Genomic DNA, 21944 nt, shown 5'->3' on the forward strand with positions numbered 1-21944 from the left:
AGGGATAGGAGTGAAATGGAGATGAGTTTTGCTAGAAAAATAAGCTCGGATCTTATACTGTGGCTCATTTTAATACTCGCTGCTTTTTTGTACGGTTATGGAGTTTGGAATGACCACTATGTGAATACATACTACACCACTGCTGTGGGAAGTATGCTGCAAAACTTTCATAATTTCTTCTTCGCTTCACTCGACTCTGCAGGTTCAGTCACGGTGGATAAACCACCAGTCACCTTTTGGATTCAGACTCTTAGCGCACTCATTTTCGGGCTGCATGGCTGGAGTGTGATTTTACCTCAGGCGCTTGGGGGCGTGGGCTCCGTGTTGCTCGTATACCTTCTGGTAAAACCTACCTTTGGTAAAGCAGCAGCACGTTTAGCAGCGCTGGCCATGGCAACAACTCCAGTAGCGGCGGCTGTTAGCCGGACGAATAATATTGATGCTCTGTTAGTATTCACGTTACTGTTGGCGGTTTGGTTTTTATTTAAAGGAACGAAGAGTAATAAGCTGGGCAGTCTCCTTGCCGCATTTGCTTTAATCGGTGTTGGGTTTAATGAGAAGATGCTGCAGGCTTATATGGTTTTGCCGGCATTTTATCTCTTTTATGTCTTGGCTGCGAAAGTGAACTGGAAGCGGAAAACCGGAGTATTAGCGGCCTCGACAGCTATATTACTCGTGGTCTCGTTATCCTGGGCAGTGATAGTGGATTCAATTCCCGCTAGTAAACGACCTTATATCGGCAGCAGCGGTACTAACTCCGTGCTCAATCTTGCCTTTGGTTATAATGGTGTCGCCCGATTGACGGGTGATCGGGGGACAGGTGGTGGCGGAGGTGGAATGCCTTCAATGAATGATGGTGAGATGCCGAACATGAATGGCGAGATGCCAGCTATGAACGGTGAAAGACCCGCTATGAACGGGGCAGATGCTGAAAATGGTACGGATAGCGGACGTGGAGCATTTTCGGGTCGGCAAGGTATAAATTCAACCTCAGACAGTCAAAATGGCGCCGATGATGGAGGTTCTCCAGGGCAACCACCCGGCGGTGGAACAGATAATCAAAACCGGCAATTTGGTGGTGAAGGTGGGGGCCAAGGACAACGCGGCGGCATGAATGGCGGCGGTGGAGGAATGTTCAATACTGGAACCGCAGGTCCACTGCGCCTGTTCCAATCAGAGCTGTCAGGTCAGGCAAGCTGGCTGCTGCCTTTTGTATTGTTTGGTTGTATTGGATTATTCGCTAATCTGCGGAGAAGGAACTTTACGCAAGGGCATAAAGAAGCTCTATTCTGGTTAGCATGGCTGGTGCCGGTGATGGGATTCTTCAGTATTGCGGGATTCTTCCATCAATATTATCTGGTGATGATGGCTCCGCCGATAGCCGCGCTGGTCGGTGCAGGCTGGTCAAAGCTCTGGAGTCTGTATCGCGAGCACTCTGGTTGGCTGTCATGGCTATTACCAGTTGCAACGCTGGTTACAGCAGCTTTTCAGTGGTACATTATTCATCCTTATGACGATACGATTGGCAGTGGCTGGTCGATTGGTATTCTGGCTGCCGGTATAGTTGTTTCTCTGGTGCTGGTCGTTCTTAAAGGCAAACAGAAGCCATTTGTTTTCTCGGCAAGTATTGTTGCTGTACTAGTATTGTTAATTGGCCCGCTCTACTGGGCAGCTACCCCAATTACTTATGGCCTGAACAGTCAAACCCCTGAAGCAGGACCAGGCAGCAGTGAGGGCAGAGGAGGAATGGGCGGCAATTCTAGCAACTTTGGACGTAATAGCGCCACAAGTGCGAATGAGAGTCTGTTGTCCTATCTGGAGGAAAATAATACTGGGGAGCCTTATCTGTTTGCCGTATTGGATTATGGCACAGCAGCTCCTTATATCGTCGATAAGGGGGCATCGGTTGTTATTCTGAACGGGTTTTCCAATTCGGACACAGTATATACCACAGATACCCTAGAGGCGTTAGTAGAGAGTGGAAAGGTGAAATACTTCCTGCTGAGCAGCGGCGGTATGGGGGGGGGACGTGGAGGGAACTCTACGCTATCTACCTGGATTACCGACAATGGTACAGAGGTTCCAGCAGCGGATTGGGCAGGAAACGATGCTGGTAACAGCGGAACGTTATACAAAGTTACAGTTAACTAGTTCAGTGTTTTAGAGTACGAAGCGTGCTAATACATTTGCAGGCACGCTTCAGCATTCAAATTAAAGGAGGAGCTGCTCATGAGTATCAACGTGCGCTATTCCATTATTATACCGATGTTTAATGAAGAGGCAGTCATTCAGGAAACGTATCGCCGTATTAAAAAAGTGATGGCAATGACGGAGGAAGTGTATGAGCTGATCTTCGTGAATGACGGCAGCACCGACAACTGTGCCCAGATGATCGAGGAATATAGCTATTGGGATGAGAGTGTGAAGCTGATCGATTTGTCACGTAACTTCGGACATCAGATCGCTATTACTGCCGGAATGGACTATGCCCTTGGGGATGCAGTTGTCATTATTGATGCTGATTTGCAAGACCCGCCTGAGCTGATCTTGGACATGATTGCGGAATGGAAGAAGGGGTACGAAGTTGTATATGCTAAACGGGTGAAGCGTAATGGTGAATCCTTATTCAAAAAGTGGACGGCCAGCCTCTTTTATAGAATTCTGCGTTATTCAACCGATATTTCTATCCCTGTGGATACGGGTGATTTTCGGCTTATAGATCGTAGGGTCTGCGAAGAGCTCAAACGTCTACCGGAGAAAAACCGTTTCGTGCGCGGACTGGTCAGCTGGGTTGGTTTCCGTCAGAAGGCGATTGAATATGAACGGGATGAACGTCTGGCGGGGGAAACTAAATATCCACTAAAACGTATGATCAAGCTCTCTTTGGACGGAATTACCTCCTTTTCCTATAAGCCGCTGAAGCTGGCAGGATATTTGGGCGCACTGCTGTCGGCTTCTGGTTTTCTGTACCTTATGTATGTTTTGTACCTGGTGATTTTTACAGACTCAGTTGTTAAGGGCTGGGCTTCGATGATTGGAATTACGCTGACCTTCAACGGATTTGTACTCATTATGCTAGGAATACTAGGTGAATATGTCGGCCGGATTTATGACGAAACTAAGGGACGTCCGCTTTATATTGTCCAAGAGTTCTATGAAGGTAAGGGGCAGCAAAAGAACATTCGTGAGCACCCTGTGACCCATCTCCGTAAATAAACTGCAAGGGAGGGATTCATGATGAAGATTAGAAAAGCTGTCATTCCCGCCGCGGGCTTAGGCACTCGTTTCCTGCCTGCCACTAAGGCTCAGCCAAAAGAAATGCTGCCCATTGTGGATAAACCAGCGATTCAATATATCGTAGAAGAAGCCGTCCGCTCTGGTATTGAAAGTATTATCATCGTGACCGGCCGCAATAAGAAGTCGATTGAAGATCATTTTGATAAATCGGTGGAGCTGGAGCAGACGCTTTTGGAAAAAGGGAAAGAGGATCTACTTCGTGAAGTACAGCTAATCAGTGAGCTAGCGAGCATCCATTACATTAGGCAAAAAGAGCCGCTGGGACTAGGCCATGCCATCCTTTGTGCGGAACAATTTATCGGTGATGAACCTTTTGCTGTTTTGCTTGGTGACGATATTATGGTTTCGGAGGACCCGGCGCTGCTGCAGATGATGAGATTGTATGAGCAAGAGGAGCAGACTATCGTCGGTGTGCAGCAGGTGCCACGGCAGGAGGTTAACAAATATGGGATTATAGCCTCCAGCGGCTCACTAAATGGAGTTCATGAAGTAAAAGGACTGGTAGAGAAGCCCTCGCCTGAAACAGCACCTTCAGAATACGCCATTATGGGGCGATACATTTTAGAGCCTTCGATATTCTCAGTGCTGGCTAACCTCAAACGTGGAGCGGGCGGTGAATATCAACTGACGGATGCTTTGCACGAGGTATCCCGGCAAGAAGGCTTGCTGGCGCTGGATTTAATCGGCAAACGTTATGATATTGGTGATAAATTTGGTTACATTAAAGCCACGCTGGAGGTAGGTTTGATGCGGGAGGATTTGCGCCCATTATTGGTTCCGTATTTGCAGGAGCTGGCTGCTAGTCTTAAGGGAAGAGAAGAAGAAGTGGATTCCTTGCATTGGAGTATACACAGTTGAGGGAGAGGAACTGTTTCAAACGATCATAACATCGGCTTCGGTGTTGGGATGAGGTTTTGAAGCAGTTTTTTTGCGTGTGGTGTTCAAAGGACGGTGAGGGACGAGCAAATAAGTGTACTTTATACAATTAAAAGTATGGGGGGACAGCTGCAAATCGATTTAGTTGCACTTGATACATCTATATCTTTACATTTTAGCTAGAATGCTCAGTTAGCCTGTTTTTAGTTGCATAAAATACACTTAAAACAGCCGTGTGGGTGTTATTGTATGAAATAGCTGCATCAAGTGCAGTTATTTTAAAATTTCGTAACTTGTTTCTCCTGGGTGACGAAAAAATCCGAAAGACCGATTCCTAAGAATCATCCTCCGGATTTATGTTTTGAGTATAGATTAAGCTTTCAGCACATCATGATCAACGTAACGCGTACCATTTAACTCGCTAATTACATTAATAGCTACCTTCGCACCATCGCCTGCGGTAATAATGGCATGTACACTTACTCCAGCAACAGTACCAGCAGCCCAAATACCTGCGATATTCGTTTTGCCTTCAGCATCAACGGCTACTACAGTTTTGATTCTTGGCTCTGTACCATCCTTAGTCTCCACACCAGCTTTGGCAGCTAGATCTGTAAGGGCGCCGGTGGCAAGAATGACATGTTTTGCTTCATAGATAATTCCATCTTCAGTTTCAATGACAAAACCATTGCCGCTGGAGGTGAGGTTGATAGCCTGTTCGGAAACCAGCTCAGCGCCAAATTTAACGGCTTGCTTATGGCCGGTTTCGACCAGCTCAGGACCACCTACTTCGGAAATTCCATAAAAGTTCTCAAACCAACCTCTGCGGGTCATGCCCTTATCGTTGTCGATCAGCAGCGTTTTTTTGCCCGCCTTGGCGGCGAACAGGGCTGCGCTTGCACCGGCAGGACCGGCGCCAATTACGGCGATTTCGTACATGTATTTACCTCCTAAAAGTTTTGTGGAGCGATGCTCCTTAGAATGGACTACATAGCAAAACTGGCAACGAAAGCATACGCTTAAGTTTTGTGGAGCGATGCTCCAGTTCCTCTTAATTATAACGGTTGTTACTCTTCCTTGGCTAATCCTTCCTCGCAAGGCAGACTAACCGTAAACGTTGTCCCCTCGCCAACGGTGCTATTTACACTAATCTTGCCGTGATGTGCCTCGACAATAGATTTTGTGATGGAGAGACCCAACCCTGATCCGCCGTATTTACGTGTGCGAGAGGAATCACTGCGGTAGAATCGATCAAAGATATGTGGGATATGCTCCGCGGCAATTCCGTAGCCATTATCCCGCACGCTTAATAGAGCTTGATTTCCTTCCGCTTGTAAAGAGAGATGAATGCTCCCTGTCGTGGCATCGGTATGCTGAACTGCATTGTGGAACAGATTCAGAATCACCTGCTTGAGCTTATAGGGATCATATTTACCACGGATGCCATAGGAAATATCAAATGTAACTTTCCGTTGATCTGCGAGCAAAAGCAGATGCGGCTTCATTTCGTGAATTACCTCGCTGAGAATCAGATCAGTCATCTGCAGTTGTGGAGCTCCATCCATTCGAGCGAGCAGTAGCAGATCCTCGACCAGCTTGTTGATCCGTTTCGATTCACCATGCATGCTTCGCAACGAGTTATATAACTGTTCTTTATTATCGGCGGCGCCCCGCAGCAAGACCTCAAGAAAACCGTGTATTGAGGTAAGCGGAGTTCTAAGCTCGTGGGAAGCATCGGCAGCGAACCTGCGCATCTGCTCCTTGGCCTCCCGTTCATTATGAAAGGATATTTCGAGACGTTCGAGCATACCATTGAATGAATGAGCAAGCTTGTCGATCTCGGCCTGTCCTTGGTCAACTGGAAACCGAATGTCCAAATTACCGGCATTAATGATCTCAGCCGATTCTCCCATATTAGATAGAGGAACTAACGTCTTTCGCAGGGCCGGTAAGTATAGGAATAATCCAGTCAATAAAGCAATCACTGACAAACCTGCGTAGATCAGCAGCTGCTGCATTATCACATCCGTCAATGGCCCTGTGCTCACACTCATTTGCAGCAGCAATCTAGTATTTCCAGGTCTATAAAGATTCATGAATATAGCTAGATGTTCAGTTCCGTCTTCAGCTTGGATGAGCTTGTAATTTCCTGTTGCCCTATCCGTGGTGTGAATCAGCAGCGCATCGTATTGCTCATTGGTCAGCCTGGGTGCTGCTATATCTGAGAGGGTTAATTGCTGTAAATCCCTGAAGGTGCCATCCGAGCTGTACATGGCGAGAGTTGTATGGGCATCAAGCAGAAGCGGGCGCCGGTTCTCGCCAGTTCGCAGCCCACTTGGCATTTTATTCATGTCTTCTCTTTCCAACGGGAAATTGCTGTTAAACTCGTTGTTCGTGTCATTTATACCTGTGCTGTCCTCGTCATAGGAATTAAAAAAGTTAAAAAACATCTCACGGGGGACAGAACGTATTTGCGCTTCCATAGACTCGGCTCTATTGCTGTATATAAAATCTCGCATAAGGATATATTGTAAGACTCCAATTAGCAGCAGCAATCCTGATAGAATAAGCAGCGATGTGGCAAGCAGCTGTTTACGCAAGGAACGTGGTGCAGGCAGTCTGCGAAGCCATCTGAAGATGGGAGTGCTCATAGATCCACCCGGTAGCCTGCACCCCGCAGGGTACGGATAATACGGTGCTCCTTATCTCCGAGCTTCTCACGAAGCGAACGGATATAGACCTCAACAATATTTTCCTCACCGCCAAAATCATAGCCCCACACTTTATCAAGAATCATAGGCTTGCTGAGTACAAGGCCGTGATTGATAACGAGATACTGTAATAACTCGTATTCCGTAGGGGAGAGTTCAAGTACTTCCTCCCTGAAGCGAATTTCCTTTCGCCGACTGTCAATTCGGAAAGGACCGCAGCGGACCTCACCTAGCAGCCCCGGAAACTGATTCCGCAGCCGCGCTTGGATCCGCGCTAGTAATTCATCAAAGCTGAAGGGCTTGACCATATAGTCGTCAGCACCAATAGATAGTCCTTTTACGCGATCATCCACTTCGTCTTTTGCAGTAAGCATGATGACAGCTACCTCTGTCTCTTCTGAGCGCAGATAGTGACATACCTCGAATCCATCCATACCCGGCATCATAACATCCAGGATAGCTACATGGGGCTTGAATTCAGCTGCAATCGAAATGGCGCTTAGCCCGTCCGACGCGGTTCGTACTTCAAAACCTTCGTTAAGGAGACCCAGCTCCAGGAACTGTAATATATGAGGCTCATCATCTACGAGCAGAAGTCGAACTCCTTGTACTGCTTTCATCATAGGTTCCTCCAAATCGGTGATAGATAGCTTCATTATGCCATATCCGGTTGAATGTTTGCTGAAGACCGAATGATTCTTTTTCTAGAATAAATGAGTGAATTTCTTTCACATGGCTTTAAATTGGTTAATCTAGTTATAAGGAATATTAACGTGTTTAATGACAAACAGGGTTAAAAATTCCGGATTTTCGGAATTGCGATAAAGGGTTTTGACGAAGAATATAGAACACTTTACAATAAGGATAATCTCCTGATTCAGGCTCCTGATTTTGGAGAATGCTCTCCCTATTTTAGGTTAGATCATCCGAACGTGTAAAATTTCCTTCCTCGTTTTTTCAACTTTGTCATCTTCCTATCAAGGCTCATTTCTTTCTGGTGTATTTCTTTTCTAATTCACTTCTTTTTGGAATTCTGTTCATTCATCCTAGGTTTGCTGAACTTTATATTACCCATAAGTCAAGGGAGGCTTTTCCATGAAGAAAAAAGAAATGGTAGCCATGCTATTGGCTGGAGGCCAAGGCAAAAGATTGAAAGGTTTAACCAAATCGCTTGCCAAGCCCGCTGTCTATTTTGGGGGCACTTATCGGATCATCGACTTTCCTTTAAGTAACTGCTCCAACTCGGGTATTGATACTGTTGGTGTATTGACACAGTATGAGCCACTTATACTACATTCTTACATCGGAGTAGGCAGTGATTGGGATTTGAACCGTAAGAATGGTGGAGTATTCGTATTGCCACCGCATGAACGTGAGAATGGAAGCAGCTGGTATCGGGGAACAGCCGATGCGATTTATCGAAATCTTAAATTTGTAGATCAGTTCGACCCCGAGCATGTTCTTATTCTATCCGGTGATCACATTTATAAAATGGATTATCATGCTATGCTGCAATACCACAAGGAGAGAAACGCAGATTGCACGATTTCTGTGATTGACGTTCCGCTGGAGGAAGCAAGTCGATTTGGAATCTTAAATACGGAGGACGATCTGAAAATTTACGAATTTGAAGAGAAGCCTGCACAGCCAAAAAGCACGCTAGCTTCTATGGGTGTGTACATCTTTAAATGGGAAATTCTCCGCAAGCATTTGCTGGAGGACGGAGAGAATATAGGGTCATCTCACGATTTTGGTAAAGATATCATTCCTTTGATGCTGGAAGATGGGAACTCTTTATTTGCGTACCCTTTTGAAGGGTATTGGAGAGACGTTGGTACGGTAGCAAGCCTGTGGGAAGCGAATATGGATTTACTGAGCGATAATCCACCGCTTAATCTAAATGATCCCAGCTGGCGCATATTTACACGTAATCCGAATCAACCTGCCCAATATGTCGCGCCTGGGGCGAAAGTGTCAGGATGCATTATTAATGAAGGCTGCATTGTGCATGGTGAAGTGAAGCACTCGGTTCTTTTTTATGGCGTAGAGGTAGGTGAAGGCAGTGTGATTACGGACTCCGTAATTATGCCTAAGGTTAAGATTGGTAAGAACGTACGCATTCATAAAGCGATTATTAGTGAGAATACGATAATCGACGATTATATGGAAATAGGCATCGAGCGGGAGAACGAGAACGAAATTCTGCTGATCGACAATAAAAGCAAGAAACGTAAATCAGCTGTGGCCAAAACCATATAATCAAGCTAAAACGCCTTCGGCGTCCTTCTAGGGACGGTAAGCGTTTATGCGAGATTTATAAGGATAAAGTATATAGTGAAACTTATACTTTCTTATAAATTATAAGAGGACGGTGGATTCCGATGAAGCAACTCATGGGTGTAATTAATCTGGATCATGAACTCGATAAACTAAATGAACTCACTTATTTCCGCTGTGGTGCAGCCGTACCTTTTGCCAGTCGTTATCGGTTGATAGATTTCGTGCTTTCCAATATGATGCGTGCGGATCTGGAGAGCGTGGGCCTGTTTGTTCGCCGTAAATACCGTTCTTTAATGGACCATTTGGGTGACGGGAAATCTTGGGATATGAATCGCAAGCATGGGGGACTATTTATTTTGCCTCCGGACTGGAATGATCCCACCGATACTTCTCTTGGCGACCTTCAGCATTATCATAATAATCTGGATCTTTTTAAACGGGGATCTGCAAAATATATTGTGTTTTCCGGCAGCCAGCATATTAATACTATCGATCTCCAGGACTTGTACAGCTACCATTTGGAGAAGGGTGCCGATGTTACAGTAGTATACAAAAAAATAGAGCAATTGCAGCCAGAGCATGAGTTATGCCAGCGTATTGAAGTGGACGAAGAGAATAATGTGACCAATATCCATCATGAGAAGGATCATCCCAATTTATATCTCGATATCTTCATTATGGAGAAAAAACTGTTCCTGGAGCAGGTGGAACATTGCATTGCACATGGGGAGAGCTACTTTTTCCGTGATGTCATTCAGAAAAACCGCCATAAATTCAAAATCGCTGCTTATGAGTATCATGGCTATCATGCCGTAATTAATTCATTGGAAAGCTATTATAAGAATAGTCTGGAGCTGCTTCAGCAGGAGAATTACTTTAGTCTGTTCAAAGAAAGTCCAGTACAGACGAAGATTAAATATGAGGCTCCTACCCGATATTTAGAGAGCGCAAATGTCAGCAATTCACTGGTGGCTAACGGCTGCATTATAGCGGGAACGGTGGAGAACAGCGTGATCTTTCGTGGGGTTCAGGTACGTAAAGGAGCGAAGATCATCAACTCTGTAATTATGCAGAAGTGCATTATAGAGGAAGATGCTGTTATTGAGAATGTGATCATGGATAAGGACGTACATTTAAGTAAGAATCGAATTCTCGTCGGGGATAGTAAACGTCCATTTGTCATCGCCAAGAGCAGCAAAATATAAACCAACTGGATTAGATGAAACGAAACAGTATAACCTATCTGATCTACAGGCATAGTCTAATGCATCCCTAAAAAAAGCTTTTGTCAGGAGGAACCTGCTGTTGTTTAACGATAAAGAAACTTTCAAACAGGTGTTTCGCGAGACGCTCATCAGCAAATTGGGCAAACCTTTGGAGGAAGCCTCGAATGCTGATGTCTATAAAATATTAGGCAACATGATTCGCGAGAATGCCGGGAAAAATTGGGCGGATACCAATCAAAAGTACAAGACGGATAAGGATAAGCAGGTATACTATTTTTCTATGGAGTTTCTGATCGGAAGACTTCTGGGGAACAATCTGCTGAATATGGGCGTGCTGGAGGTCGTGCGTGAGGGATTGGCCGATCTTGGTTTCTCGCTGCAGGATATTGAGGAGGTAGAAGCCGACGCTGGGCTTGGCAATGGAGGACTTGGACGTCTAGCTGCTTGTTTCTTGGATTCACTGGCCTCCCTGCAATATGCGGGGCATGGTTGCGGCATACGTTATAAATACGGCCTGTTCGAGCAGAAAATCGTTGACGGGTATCAGGTGGAACTGCCCGATTACTGGCTGCAAAATGATAATGTATGGGAAGTGCGTCGTGAAGACAAGCAGGTAGAAGTAAGGTTCTGGGGCGTGATTGAGACTCGGGAGGAGAACGGGCGGCTTATCTTTGAGCATAGTCAATATGAGGCCGTTCGTGCAGTTCCGTATGATGTGCCTATCATTGGTGCAGATCGGCGGCATGTGAATACACTGCGCAACTGGAGCGCGGAGTCCATCACCCAGCCTACCAGAACCTTTGGCTCTTTTGCCGGATCAGACTATCATAAATTCCTGGAATATAAACGTTCCGTAGAATCCATCTCGGAGTTCCTGTATCCGGATGACTCTCAATACGAAGGCAAGCTGTTGCGGTTGAAGCAGCAATACTTCCTCTGCAGCGCTGGCCTGCAAAGTATTCTGCGAACCTTTGGAAAGCTTGGACTCCCTATACAATCGCTGCCCGACAAGGTTGCACTTCATATCAATGATACACATCCGACGCTTGTAATTCCTGAATTGCTGCGGATTCTGATGGATGTACATGGATTAGGATGGGATGAAGCGTGGAGTATTACAACTCGTATGGTGTCCTATACAAATCATACGATCTTGAGCGAAGCCCTGGAGAAATGGCCTATTCAAATGGTCAGGGACTTGCTTCCACGTATTTTTCTTATTATTGAAGAGATCAATGCCCGCTTCTGCGGCGAGCTGATGAGTCGTTATCCCGGTGATCAGGACCGGATTTCACAGATGGCAATTATTCATGACGATCAGGTTCGCATGGCTCATCTGGCGATTGTGGCGAGCCATAGTGTCAATGGGGTAGCAGCGCTGCATACAGAAATATTGATGAAACGCGAAATGCGGCTCTTTAATGAAATGTACCCGCACCGCTTCAATAATAAGACGAATGGGATTACTCACCGGCGCTGGCTGATGCATGCCAATCCGGATCTGGCTAACCTTATCAATCAATCGATAGGAACCCGCTGGATGAGCCATCCGCAAGAGATGATTGGCTTGATTAAATATTGTGAGGATGCATCCTTCCAGGAACAAGTGGCCAGCATTAAACGGCGGAATAAGCTCAAGTTGGCTGAATACATCTACAGCAAGCATTCGGTACATGTAGACCCCGACTCTATTTTTGATGTCCAGGTGAAGCGCCTGCATGCTTATAAGCGGCAGCTGCTAAATATTTTGCATATTCTGCATATGTACAACCAAATCAAAGATAATCCTTCGATGGATATGGTACCGCGCACATTTATATTCGGAGCAAAGGCGGCACCAAGCTATCATTTGGCGAAGCGAATTATCAAGCTGATCAATACTGTGGCGGAGGCTGTCAACAAGGATCCGGATGTTAAAGGCAAGATCCGTATCTTTTTCCTTGAGAATTATTCGGTATCCTTGGCCGAGAAGATCATTCCTGCTGCGGATATTAGTGAACAGATCTCTACTGCGAGTAAAGAGGCCTCCGGCACGGGGAATATGAAGTTTATGATGAACGGTGCATTAACCGTAGGTACGATGGACGGTGCTAACGTGGAAATGCATGAGATGGTAGGGGACAACAATATGTTCCTGTTCGGTCTTCGTGCTGAGCAGGTAATGGATTATTATCAGCATGGCGGCTATCACGCACGTGATATCTACAATGGGGATAGCCGTGTGAAGGAAGTATTGGATCAGTTGGTTAATCCGGGACCTATATGCTGTCATGGTGCGGAGTTTGAGACCATTTTCCATTCTCTTTTGGATAATAACGATGAATTCTTTGTGCTTAAGGATTTCGCAAGTTATGTCGAGACTCATGTCGAGATTGACCGGGCATACCGCAACCGTCAGGAGTGGCTGAAAAAGTCTATTATAAATATTGGTCATTCCGGTAAATTCTCAAGTGATAACACGATTAGCCGCTACGCGGCGGAGATTTGGAATATCAGTCCGGTACGGCTATAGGCTCAACAAGAATAGGCTGTCTTATAAGTAGGAGATTCCTACAAATGAGACAGCCTATTTCTTATGCTCTATAGAGCTGCTTTAGATAACTTCCGATACCAGGGCTGCGAACCGCTCCAGGAACCGGCGTTCCTCATCATCAAAACGATCTTTCAGCGGACTGTCGATGTCGAGTACGCCAAGCAAACGATCATCCTTGATCAGCGGGACAACAATTTCGCTGTTTGAAGCGGCGTCACAGGCGATATGTCCCGGGAATGCATGCACATCTCCAACTACTAACGTGCGTCGTTCCGCAGCAGCCGTTCCGCAGACTCCACGAGACAACGGGATGCGGATGCAGGCAGGAAGACCTTGGAAAGGCCCGAGCACAAGCTCCTTGCCATCAAATAAATAAAAACCGGCCCAATTCGTATCCGGCATAGCGTGTTTAAGCAGTGCCGAAGCATTGGCCAGGTTGGCCGTAGCACTTGGTTCGTCCTTTACTAATGCTTCTAGTTGGATTAGAACCGCTTCAAACTGCTCGTTGCGTGTTCCATCGTAAGGCATAGCTTGAAACATGAAGCATCACCTTCCTGTACTTTAAATTCAAATATGAAATCCTAACTGTAATTATCAACATAGTACAGCTAGACATGATACGTCAAGCGACAATACCAATCTGTAACAATATGGAATGTTCCTTGAAGTCCATGAAATGCGGAACAGCTACAATAATGTTTCCGAGGATCGGTCAGAGGGTAATGCTAGTATAAATACCGAAGGCTATATAGCCGGAAGAGGTGGAATATGCGCGCTGATGTACAGAACTTGTTCATAGGAATTCATATGCTTTATTGTGCACGGGATAAAGATGTGACGATCTCAGAGATGCTGCTCGGACTTGAAGATCTGGGGTATCGTGTAGGAGAACGCGAAGTGAAACAGGAATTGGAAAAGCTGACACTGGACAACTTTCTGACTGCCCATACCGAAGGGTACAGTATTACGGGGACTGGAATTGAAGAGTTCAAGGATATTCGCGCCAAACTTCAGGTGTTATGCAGTGAAGTTATTCATGAAACGGAATGAAATCATTGTAGTTAAGTTTAATAAAAAGCGTCTGTATTTAGGGAGTGTTTGCTCCCTGTTGCAGACGTCTTTTTACGTTAACACATAGAATTTGTTCTTTTCAATGTTAAAGAATTTAGAACTTTTATCTTAAGGATATACTCTTGAATGATGTATAATTGATAAGTTGAAGGGGGGCAGAGACTTGTATATCTGCAATGGAGTGATACCTACACTGGTCGGCAGTAGAGTGAAGCTGTGTGCTATGACTACTGAACATGCTTCAGCATTATATCAGGTCTGGTCTCATCCAGAGGTCACCCGCTGGCTGGGGGCTCCAGCATTATCCTCTATCGAAGAGACTAAGCAACTGATTGCATTTTTATCACAGATGGCTCAGGAAGAGGACAGCTTACGCTGGAGTATTGTAGGACCCGGAGGTGAAGTTATAGGGAGCTGCGGGTATAACTATTGGCAGTTACAGGGAGCTTACCGCGGGGAAATTGGCTGCGATCTGGCGCCTGCCTTTTGGGGGCTTGGATATATGAAAGAAGCGCTTGGTTTAGTGCTCAACTTCGGCTTCAATAGGATGGGGCTGAATCGGATAGAAGCGCTGTGTCATCCTGCTAATAATCGTGCGGAGAGGCTGGTTCAAACGCTCGGCTTTCAGAAGGAAGGTATACTGCGTCAATATCGCCAGACCCCTTCCGGCTTTCAGGATGTGACTCTACATGCGCTTCTGCGTGGGGAATGGCAATGATTTTATTACATAAAGAGAGGGTTTGGAACATTGAAGTCAACAGGGGATTTAGAACGTAAATTAATACTGATAGGGGTGCTGCTAGCTACCTTTCTGGCTGCGATTGAAGGAACGGTAACAGGACCAGCGGGTCCAGCTATCGTAGGTGAATTTCAGGGAATGCAGTGGCTTAGCTGGATATTCACTTCTTATTTGCTGGCAATGGCTATTACTACTCCTATTTTCGGCAAAATCAGTGACCTCTTTGGACGCAAGCCGGTGTTCATGTGGGGGGCAGCTGTTTTTTTATTAGGCTCATTATTATGCGGTATTTCGCAAAGTATGGAACAGCTGATCCTGTTCCGGGCAATACAGGGGATTGGCGCGGGTGCGCTCATTCCAATGACCTTTACAATCATCGGGGATATTTACAGTATTGAGGAGAGAGCGAAGACACAAGGATTACTTAGCTCTGTATGGGGGATTTCCTCTTTGGTAGGCCCTCTTCTTGGAGGATATGTTGTAGATTACCTAAGCTGGCGCTGGGTATTTGTCTTTAATCTGCCATTTGGTTTACTAGCAATGGTATTTATTGCCCGTTATTTGAAGGAAGAGAAGGTACGTCGGAAAGCACAAATTGATGTGGCAGGGGTGCTGCTATTCGCTGCTGGTATGGGCGCATTACTCTTCGGTCTCTCCACAGGAGGACAGAATCTGGAGTGGACATCCCCACTGCTAATTGCAACTCTAAGTGTGGCTGTTATCCTGCTAGTTTTATTTTTCTTTGTGGAGCGTCGTGCTCCTGAACCTATGTTGCCGCTGGGTCTATTCTCGAACCGCAACATAGCGGTGTCTACTGGGGCTAACCTGCTGGTAAGCACATTAATTATTGGGCTTTCTACGTATGTGCCATTATGGGTGCAGGGTGTATCCGGAAAAAGCGCCGCCATCTCAGGTTTGCTACTGGCGCCGATGTCGGTAGGCTGGATGTTTGGTTCGATCGCCGGAGGGCGGATGATTCTAAAAGCGGGTTCGCGTCGAACCGCAATGCTTGGGTTGATTATGATCGCTGCGGGGGCTATTGGCCTGGCTTTCTTAACAGGGGAGTCTTCACAGCTGCTGCTCTTATGCTTGATGCTGGTCTGTGGAGTTGGCTTTGGGTATTCTTCTACAGTCTTTACGATTATCGCGCAGTCCTCTGTTGCGTATGAGCAACGGGGAGCATCTACAGCGCTTAATGCGTTCACGCGTTCTTTAGGACAGACTGTTGGGGTGGCTATTTTTGGTTCCTGGCTGAACTTGAATATTGATAAGCTGTTAAGAAAACAACCAGATTCGAACATCTCAGGAGATGATATTAATAAGCTGCTTGGATCACATGCAGGAACCAACCTGTCTGGGGAAGTATCAAACAGTCTGCGTGATGCCCTTGAAGGTGGTCTTCATTCATTATTTATCGTAATGGCAGTTTTCGCTGTTTTGTCGCTGATAATTTCCTGGGGTTTGCGCAAGGGTGTGCCTTCAGTAGAGGATGCTTCATCGTCCTTGAAAAAGGCATAACTTATTAGGTAGATAGCGTGTTAAAGTGGTTGAACCATACGAATTAACTCCCTGGAGTGGCGTACGGAGTGACGCATGGAATGACCGACGGTGTGGCTATGGAATGACGCATGGAGTGACGCATGGACTAACGGAGAGTATCACATGAAATGACGCATGGACTAACGGACGGAGTAGCACATGGAATGACGTATGGAGTGACACATGGAATCACGCACGGAGTAGCACATGGAATAACGGACGGAGTGGCGTACGGAATGACACACGGAAAGACGCACAGAGTGACGCATGGAATGACACATGGAGTGACGCACGGAGTGATGCATGGAATGACACATGGAATAACGGATGGGTGGCACGCCAGATTGATGTAACCTCTTGAGTAGAGCGTCGATGGAAGCAGTGGAAGCAATCGTTAGGCAAATTTAGTTGTATTTTGTACAACTATAATCCTGCCGTTAACTCTTCAATGGATATAGCTGTATTTAGTACATCTATTTTCTTGATTTACTCGCCTAGGGGTACTTTTTCTGGTTTTTAATTGTACAGAATACACTTAAAGTTAGAATAATCCGATTTGCATACGAAATAGCTGTATAGAATGCAGTTATTCCTTTAGTTACTGCTCAGGTTCCCATCAAGATCGGGCGCTGAAAATATAGCGGGTTATATCAAAAGTGGATTTTACCGAAAGTGGGTTTTACTGAGAGTTATAGTTACGGTTAGCTAGAAGGGACGTCCAATCGGAAGTGTGCTCGCCAAGTCCAATCGGAGGTGTGCTACGCCAAATCCAGTCGGAAGCGTGCACGCAAGTCATGCCGAATAAGGATGACGATGATCCGAGGTTTGCCAAAAGCGGACCTCAAAGTCCGTCTTCGGCATCGACTTACTGCCCTAACTGATCAGTTCCCAACTAATGTTCGGCTAACGGAGGCTGTAAAAAGGCACTCAAATTTTGCTCAGAGGGGTCATAAGGACTTATATCATCTGCTCAAGTAAACTGCCGCAGAACAAAAGAAAACCAATGGGCGATTCTCAAATAAATCGGAGAATCGCCTATTGGTTTTCTTTTTACCATTAACAGAAATCAACAACAGCTTGTCTAAAACACATAAATAAGCGACTCTTACTTACGAGGAAGAGGGGATAGCTTCTCAGCTTGTAGACCCATCTTTTTGAGCAGAACAATCATTTGTTCCTTCTCATCATCATTCAGACCGCTGAAAGCAAGATGCAGGCGTTCTGAATATTTCGGATACATCTCATTCATGAGACGTTCACCTTCCGTAGTCAGCTCCGCAAAAATCACACGGCGGTCGCTCGGACAAGGCTTACGCTGCAAATAGCCGCGTTCCTCAAGCTTATCGATTACGTAAGTAACGTTGCCGCTTTGCAGCAGCAGCTTGGCGCCAATTTGTTGAATGGGTTGTGGTCCCTTATAGTACAACACTTCCATAACGGCAAAGGCAGTCGGATTAAAACCTTCAATTTTGCTGCCGGTAACAGCATGTTCATTAATGCTCTTAAAAGACTTGGCAAATACCCGGTACAAATGTAGTGTTAATTGCGTATCACGTTCGTAAGATTGTATCATGCTTCTCCACCCTCTATCGTTAATCATGTGTGAACTCATCGCACAGTTTGCAATCAATAGTCATTAGTGCACGGGTTACCTGTGCAACGAACCTTGAGATAACCTTAGAATACGTGAAAGAGCGAATGAAGAACATGTGATTTGTCACAATGAGCACACTTTTAATTATTAAAAATCAAACAATTTTTTGAATGCGATAAAAACGAAGGTTTTTTTGATTTCAGTCTTTGAAAGGATAAGAATTTCAGTCTTAGGTTCAAGCGCTATTTACGCCTTCAGACGGATGATTGATGTTCTCCAATATTTTACTATTACTTCATCGAGAAATAGTAACGGGGAGTGAAGTAAGATGGAGGAACAACTGGCTCATGATTCAAAAGAAGGAAAGCTAACGGCGAATAAGCCCTTTATGCTGCTTATTGCCGCACAGCTTGTATCGAATGTGGGAGACTGGTTGCATATCCTAGCGCTACTGACAATGGTAGGTTTTAAATGGAATGCGACACCGTGGGAAATTACGGCTATATCTTTATGTATGGCTGTGCCGTTGCTCTTAGGAGGACCGTTCGCAGGTTATTTAAGTGATCGTTTTAACCGCAAGGCGCTGATGATTGGTTCGGATCTAGCTCGTGCCGGAATCGTTGTTTGTTTGGTATTTGCAGGTTCTCTCTGGCAGGTATATGTCCTGCTGGTGGCTAAAGGGATCATGGATGTACTCTTTTCACCAGCCAAAAGCGGAAAGCTCAAGGAGCTTGTCCCTGCGGCCCAGATGGATAAAGCCATGGCGCTTAGCTCATCTATCGAACAAATAACCAAAATTGTTGGTCCTGCTCTAGGTGGACTGCTGGTTGCCGCATTTGGTATTGCCGCTTGTTATGTGATTGACTCGGCTACCTTCATTTTATCGGCGGTCATCTTAATAGGACTGCCGCGTGCGGCTGCACTGAAGAAAGATGCAGCAGAGGATAACACAGGGGAGAATGGTGCTCAGAAGTCTTTTCGCCAAGAAATGTCGGCGGGTCTGCAGGTGATCGTGGGAATGCCAGTAGTACTTTGCGGGATTGCTATGCTGGTACTAGTGCTGCTAATGCTGCAAATTGGTGATTCGCAGATTGTAACGTTATTCCGGGAAATTCCGGGTGTGAACGGTGATCTGCTGGGTTGGTGTGTGGCAGCCAGTGGTCTTGGCACCTTACTGTCAGCCTTGCTTGTAAGCCGTATAGGCAGTGGTAAACATACGCTCGTCTTCATGGGATTGGGAGCTGTAATTATGGGGGTTGTTTTCTCAAGTGCAGGAATTGTAACTGCCCACGGTCAGGCTGGATTATGGATGAACATCGCTTTATTTGGTTCTTTTATGTTTGCTGGTGTGGGAGCAGGCCTTGCGTTCATTCCCTTCAATTCTATGCTGCAACAGCGGACCCCTGCGGAATACACGGGCCGTGTATTTGGAACTATAGGCAGTCTAACAAGTGCGGCTGTTATCTTGGGACCTGTGGCCGGTGGGGCTTTAGTTACAGCGTCAGGACCTGTCCCGGCTTTCATTCTCTCTGGTTTGCTTACAGCCCTGCTCGGAGTGTTACTGTTAATGCTGCGTGGTAAAGTCGAGCGTAGAGATGAAGCGGCAATTAAACGTGAAGAAGAAATTTCAGCAACAAATAACCTAGAGCTTCTCGGACAGACCTCTCTTTAATGGGAGGTTTCTTTTTTAAATAGGAGAGTAGTTCTCTGAGCTGTGAAAAAATCAGTTTGCTTCCTTGGAGAAAGTATATATAGTACGATTAGAGAAGCTATCTTTCTGGATTGGAATTTCGATAATAATATTCATTAGAAATATTTAGGAGTTGGCGAATATGGAGAATGTAGAAATAACAGGGGATACCGAGAGCGACGAAGAGATTGTACTCGATGTTGAGATCGATGAAGCAGGCTATGAAGCAGGTGCCCCATGCATATTCGATATTTCATTTCAGGTGCGGCGTGGACAGCTGCTCGGACTGATCGGACCAAACGGTGCGGGAAAAAGTACTACAATCAAAACACTGCTCGGTTTGCTTAAGAATACCAAAGCTAAGGTCTCCTTTAATGGAGTTAATAAATCTTATGCTTATGTACCGGAGCAACCGGTGTTTTATGAGGACCTGACCTTATGGGAGCACTTAGATTTGGCTGCTGCTGCTTATGGACTAAAATATGAGCAGTTTCAAGAAACGGCGGAGAGGTTACTGAAGCAGTTCGGCATGAACCATGTCCGTGATGATCTTCCAGCTGGTTTCTCTAAGGGTATGAAACAGAAAATGATGCTGATGCTTGGCTTTTTGGTGCAGCCGGATGTTTATATTGTGGACGAGCCTTTTATCGGCTTGGATCCTCGGGCCACTAAAGATTTCCTGCGACTGCTGGAAGCGGAGCGGCAGCGCGGAGCTGGTGTATTAATGTCTACGCATGTATTGGATACTGCTGAGAAAATTTGCGATGATTTTGTGCTGATCTCGGGTGGCAGGGTTGCCGCTGCTGGAACGCTCGAAGATATACGTGATTATGCTGGGTTGCCGGAGGCGTCGTTGTTTGATTGCTTCGACGAACTGACATGAGTAAGCAGAAGCAGCGAGGGTTTGCTTTTCCTACCTCCAAAAAGCTATTCTGGCGGCGATTATTTTCTCATTGGCGTGAGCAATCTGCTATTATCCGTACGGCTGCCGATTGGACTGTGCTGTTATATATACTGATTCCCGGGGGATTTCTGGGAGGACGGTTATATTACGGGTTCTGGAACGAGGCATTGCCAGCTTGGAGTGGAGATTTGCCGTTTATGCTCATTCCTTCATTATTAGTGCTCCTGCTCTGTAGAGGGGGACTGGTGCTATTATTGCAGGAAGGCGATCTATTATTTCTAAGACAACGGCAGCGATGGATAAATACGATTATGTTTCGCGGGTTGCTGTACAGCCTGATCGTAACATCGTTGAAGTTCTGTGTAGCTTTTGTGCTGTTATTACCTTTTCTGGTTCGGGGATATGGAATGCTGTCATCCGAGGTATGGGCGCTGTTCGCTCTGACTCTGGCATGTAGCTGGTGCATTAAATTACTGGGGCATATTGTAAAAGTACAAAAGCAAGGCTGGCGGCGCTGGCTGTGGCTGATTCTGGCCGTCTCCGTTCCTTGTGGGATTTATTTCCGTGCAGCTACGTTTTGGAACAACAGTCCAGTTTTTATGCTGCTGATTGCAGCACTCTTTGCAGTCGTAGCGGTAATCGCTCTTCGGCGGCGTATGGTGATGCGTGGGACATTCATGAACGATGTGCGTGAAGATTATAAGCAGCGGATGAAAATAGCGGCCCTATTACTCCGCGGCGTACTGGATAAGCCACGTCCGACCCGCCATAAGCCGTGGATTTTCCGGAAATCACAGCCTTTGCTAAAATCAAAAACTGCCGAGAGCCGTTTCTCTGCGGCAGCGATTAAGGCACTTGTACGGAATCCGGCTCATTTAAAGCTCTACTTATCGTTTACTGCTGTGTCCCTTTTAGCGATATTTATCATTCCATCAGGGTTCAAATGGCTGGGCTTTATAGTTTTAGTTTCTCTCATGACCAATTGGCTGTTGTCGTTCTGGTCGTTATTCGTGGGAGATGATTACATCGGAATTCTGCCGTTTTCAAAGGAACAAAAAGCCGAAGCGGGGCTGCGTGCGGTCCCTATCTTACTGCTTCCTTTTTCAATCATTTGTTCTGCGCTGATCTGTATTTCCTTATATGGATGGTTTGGGATTATCCTGTTCATCCCGCTAGGTTATATCGTTGCACTGTTTAGCTCTAGAATATTTGGAACATTTCGCTTAGCGAAATAAAGATATAAATAGAACGGAAGAGTGCCTCATAAGCCGTGAAAAGGCTGCTGGGGCACTCTTCTTTTTTTGTCTTGATTCGATCTATTGCACGCACGTACGTATGAGGTACCTAGCTAGCCTATCGGTCACAGCTGCCCCTAAACATACTATTTTTCCACTTTTGGGATGCTAACGGACTCCATAGTTGCTATTGCCATGAAAAACACCATATATGAGTCTCGTTATAATGAATAGCGTCGTTGGAGTCCG

18 protein-coding genes are annotated in these 21944 nt (G+C 45.9%); 13 read left to right on the plus strand and 5 right to left on the minus strand.

Going from position 1 to position 21944, the window contains the following annotated elements; genetic code table 11:
* Nucleotides 1-21 precede the first annotated feature (21 nt).
* The 3 genes from MHH89_RS24930 (at nucleotide 22) to galU (ending at nucleotide 4155) form a co-directional block, all read left to right on the plus strand.
* Nucleotides 22-2151 (plus strand): glycosyltransferase family 39 protein, encoded by a 2130-nt coding sequence (locus MHH89_RS24930; RefSeq protein WP_340397698.1) that lies wholly within the window; start codon nucleotides 22-24, stop codon nucleotides 2149-2151.
* Between the two features lie 78 nt (nucleotides 2152-2229).
* On the plus strand, nucleotides 2230-3216 hold the full coding sequence (locus tag MHH89_RS24935) for a glycosyltransferase family 2 protein (protein ID WP_076138397.1): 987 nt from the start codon (nucleotides 2230-2232) through the stop codon (nucleotides 3214-3216).
* A gap of 18 nt (nucleotides 3217-3234) precedes the next feature.
* A complete protein-coding gene (gene galU / locus MHH89_RS24940; RefSeq protein ID WP_175619984.1) occupies nucleotides 3235-4155 on the plus strand; it encodes a UTP--glucose-1-phosphate uridylyltransferase GalU in 921 nt (306 codons plus the stop codon).
* 390 nt (nucleotides 4156-4545) lie between these two features.
* Here the strand turns inward: galU and MHH89_RS24945 are convergent, their stop codons facing one another.
* From MHH89_RS24945 to MHH89_RS24955, 3 genes are all read right to left on the minus strand, one after another.
* Nucleotides 4546-5112, minus strand: a complete 567-nt coding sequence (locus MHH89_RS24945) for an FAD-dependent oxidoreductase (RefSeq protein WP_076124415.1) — start codon at nucleotides 5110-5112, stop codon at nucleotides 4546-4548.
* Nucleotides 5113-5240: 128 nt separating this feature from the next.
* Nucleotides 5241-6824 carry a sensor histidine kinase gene (locus MHH89_RS24950; RefSeq protein ID WP_076124414.1) on the minus strand — a complete coding sequence of 528 codons (1584 nt, stop codon included), beginning with the start codon at nucleotides 6822-6824 and terminating at the stop codon, nucleotides 5241-5243.
* Nucleotides 6821-7504 (minus strand): response regulator transcription factor, encoded by a 684-nt coding sequence (locus tag MHH89_RS24955; protein ID WP_038568592.1) that lies wholly within the window; start codon nucleotides 7502-7504, stop codon nucleotides 6821-6823. Before MHH89_RS24955 ends, MHH89_RS24950 begins: the two co-directional genes overlap by 4 nt.
* Nucleotides 7505-7979: 475 nt before the next feature.
* Between MHH89_RS24955 and MHH89_RS24960 the strand changes: the two genes are divergently transcribed.
* The 3 genes from MHH89_RS24960 (at nucleotide 7980) to MHH89_RS24970 (ending at nucleotide 12902) form a co-directional block, all read left to right on the plus strand.
* Complete coding sequence (locus MHH89_RS24960; RefSeq protein ID WP_076275458.1) at nucleotides 7980-9143, plus strand: glucose-1-phosphate adenylyltransferase; 1164 nt, start codon at nucleotides 7980-7982, stop codon at nucleotides 9141-9143.
* Nucleotides 9144-9265: 122 nt separating this feature from the next.
* Nucleotides 9266-10369, plus strand: coding sequence for a glucose-1-phosphate adenylyltransferase subunit GlgD (gene glgD / locus MHH89_RS24965; RefSeq protein ID WP_036676786.1), 1104 nt, complete (start codon nucleotides 9266-9268; stop codon nucleotides 10367-10369).
* Between the two features lie 100 nt (nucleotides 10370-10469).
* Nucleotides 10470-12902: a glycogen/starch/alpha-glucan phosphorylase gene (locus tag MHH89_RS24970; RefSeq protein WP_036676789.1), complete on the plus strand. Its 2433-nt coding sequence runs from the start codon at nucleotides 10470-10472 to the stop codon at nucleotides 12900-12902.
* Nucleotides 12903-12983: 81 nt separating this feature from the next.
* On the opposite strand, the gene MHH89_RS24975 is transcribed toward MHH89_RS24970, so the two are convergent.
* Nucleotides 12984-13463, minus strand: a complete 480-nt coding sequence (locus MHH89_RS24975) for a GAF domain-containing protein (protein WP_036676791.1) — start codon at nucleotides 13461-13463, stop codon at nucleotides 12984-12986.
* A gap of 228 nt (nucleotides 13464-13691) precedes the next feature.
* Here MHH89_RS24975 and MHH89_RS24980 point away from each other — a divergent pair, with 228 nt between their 5' ends.
* The 4 genes from MHH89_RS24980 (at nucleotide 13692) to MHH89_RS24995 (ending at nucleotide 16625) form a co-directional block, all read left to right on the plus strand.
* Nucleotides 13692-13973 (plus strand): hypothetical protein, encoded by a 282-nt coding sequence (locus MHH89_RS24980; protein WP_341088398.1) that lies wholly within the window; start codon nucleotides 13692-13694, stop codon nucleotides 13971-13973.
* A gap of 184 nt (nucleotides 13974-14157) precedes the next feature.
* Nucleotides 14158-14712 (plus strand): GNAT family N-acetyltransferase, encoded by a 555-nt coding sequence (locus MHH89_RS24985; RefSeq protein WP_341088399.1) that lies wholly within the window; start codon nucleotides 14158-14160, stop codon nucleotides 14710-14712.
* 30 nt (nucleotides 14713-14742) lie between these two features.
* Complete coding sequence (locus MHH89_RS24990) at nucleotides 14743-16251, plus strand: MDR family MFS transporter (protein ID WP_076124409.1); 1509 nt, start codon at nucleotides 14743-14745, stop codon at nucleotides 16249-16251.
* A gap of 149 nt (nucleotides 16252-16400) precedes the next feature.
* Nucleotides 16401-16625 (plus strand): hypothetical protein, encoded by a 225-nt coding sequence (locus MHH89_RS24995; protein WP_076303397.1) that lies wholly within the window; start codon nucleotides 16401-16403, stop codon nucleotides 16623-16625.
* A gap of 752 nt (nucleotides 16626-17377) precedes the next feature.
* Here the strand turns inward: MHH89_RS24995 and MHH89_RS25000 are convergent.
* The gene (locus MHH89_RS25000) at nucleotides 17378-17845 is read right to left on the minus strand and encodes a MarR family winged helix-turn-helix transcriptional regulator (RefSeq protein WP_036676802.1); all 468 of its coding nucleotides are present in this window, start codon (nucleotides 17843-17845) and stop codon (nucleotides 17378-17380) included.
* 349 nt (nucleotides 17846-18194) lie between these two features.
* On the opposite strand from MHH89_RS25000, the gene MHH89_RS25005 reads away from it, so the two are divergent.
* From MHH89_RS25005 to MHH89_RS25015, 3 genes are all read left to right on the plus strand, one after another.
* Nucleotides 18195-19538, plus strand: a complete 1344-nt coding sequence (locus tag MHH89_RS25005; protein ID WP_076279658.1) for an MFS transporter — start codon at nucleotides 18195-18197, stop codon at nucleotides 19536-19538.
* Between the two features lie 160 nt (nucleotides 19539-19698).
* Complete coding sequence (locus tag MHH89_RS25010) at nucleotides 19699-20439, plus strand: ABC transporter ATP-binding protein (protein WP_036676805.1); 741 nt, start codon at nucleotides 19699-19701, stop codon at nucleotides 20437-20439.
* Nucleotides 20418-21695 carry an ABC transporter permease gene (locus MHH89_RS25015; protein ID WP_341088400.1) on the plus strand — a complete coding sequence of 426 codons (1278 nt, stop codon included), beginning with the start codon at nucleotides 20418-20420 and terminating at the stop codon, nucleotides 21693-21695. Before MHH89_RS25010 ends, MHH89_RS25015 begins: the two co-directional genes overlap by 22 nt.
* The last annotated feature ends 249 nt before the right edge of the window (nucleotides 21696-21944 follow it).

This window comes from Paenibacillus sp. FSL H7-0323 (genome assembly GCF_038002725.1).
GTDB lineage: Bacteria > Bacillota > Bacilli > Paenibacillales > Paenibacillaceae > Paenibacillus_AQ > Paenibacillus_AQ odorifer.

Excerpts from the sequence above, each read along its gene's own strand:
- MHH89_RS24930 (WP_340397698.1), top strand. The coding sequence starts at position 22 with ATGAGTTTTGCTAGAAAAATAAGCTCGGATCTTATACTGTGGCTCATT.
- MHH89_RS24935 (WP_076138397.1), top strand. The coding sequence starts at position 2,230 with ATGAGTATCAACGTGCGCTATTCCATTATTATACCGATGTTTAATGAA.
- galU (WP_175619984.1), top strand. The coding sequence starts at position 3,235 with ATGATGAAGATTAGAAAAGCTGTCATTCCCGCCGCGGGCTTAGGCACT.
- MHH89_RS24945 (WP_076124415.1), bottom strand. The coding sequence starts at position 5,112 with ATGTACGAAATCGCCGTAATTGGCGCCGGTCCTGCCGGTGCAAGCGCA.
- MHH89_RS24950 (WP_076124414.1), bottom strand. The coding sequence starts at position 6,824 with ATGAGCACTCCCATCTTCAGATGGCTTCGCAGACTGCCTGCACCACGT.
- MHH89_RS24955 (WP_038568592.1), bottom strand. The coding sequence starts at position 7,504 with ATGAAAGCAGTACAAGGAGTTCGACTTCTGCTCGTAGATGATGAGCCT.
- MHH89_RS24960 (WP_076275458.1), top strand. The coding sequence starts at position 7,980 with ATGAAGAAAAAAGAAATGGTAGCCATGCTATTGGCTGGAGGCCAAGGC.
- glgD (WP_036676786.1), top strand. The coding sequence starts at position 9,266 with ATGAAGCAACTCATGGGTGTAATTAATCTGGATCATGAACTCGATAAA.
- MHH89_RS24975 (WP_036676791.1), bottom strand. The coding sequence starts at position 13,463 with ATGTTTCAAGCTATGCCTTACGATGGAACACGCAACGAGCAGTTTGAA.
- MHH89_RS24980 (WP_341088398.1), top strand. The coding sequence starts at position 13,692 with ATGCGCGCTGATGTACAGAACTTGTTCATAGGAATTCATATGCTTTAT.
- MHH89_RS24995 (WP_076303397.1), top strand. The coding sequence starts at position 16,401 with ATGACGCATGGACTAACGGACGGAGTAGCACATGGAATGACGTATGGA.
- MHH89_RS25000 (WP_036676802.1), bottom strand. The coding sequence starts at position 17,845 with ATGATACAATCTTACGAACGTGATACGCAATTAACACTACATTTGTAC.
- MHH89_RS25005 (WP_076279658.1), top strand. The coding sequence starts at position 18,195 with ATGGAGGAACAACTGGCTCATGATTCAAAAGAAGGAAAGCTAACGGCG.
- MHH89_RS25010 (WP_036676805.1), top strand. The coding sequence starts at position 19,699 with ATGGAGAATGTAGAAATAACAGGGGATACCGAGAGCGACGAAGAGATT.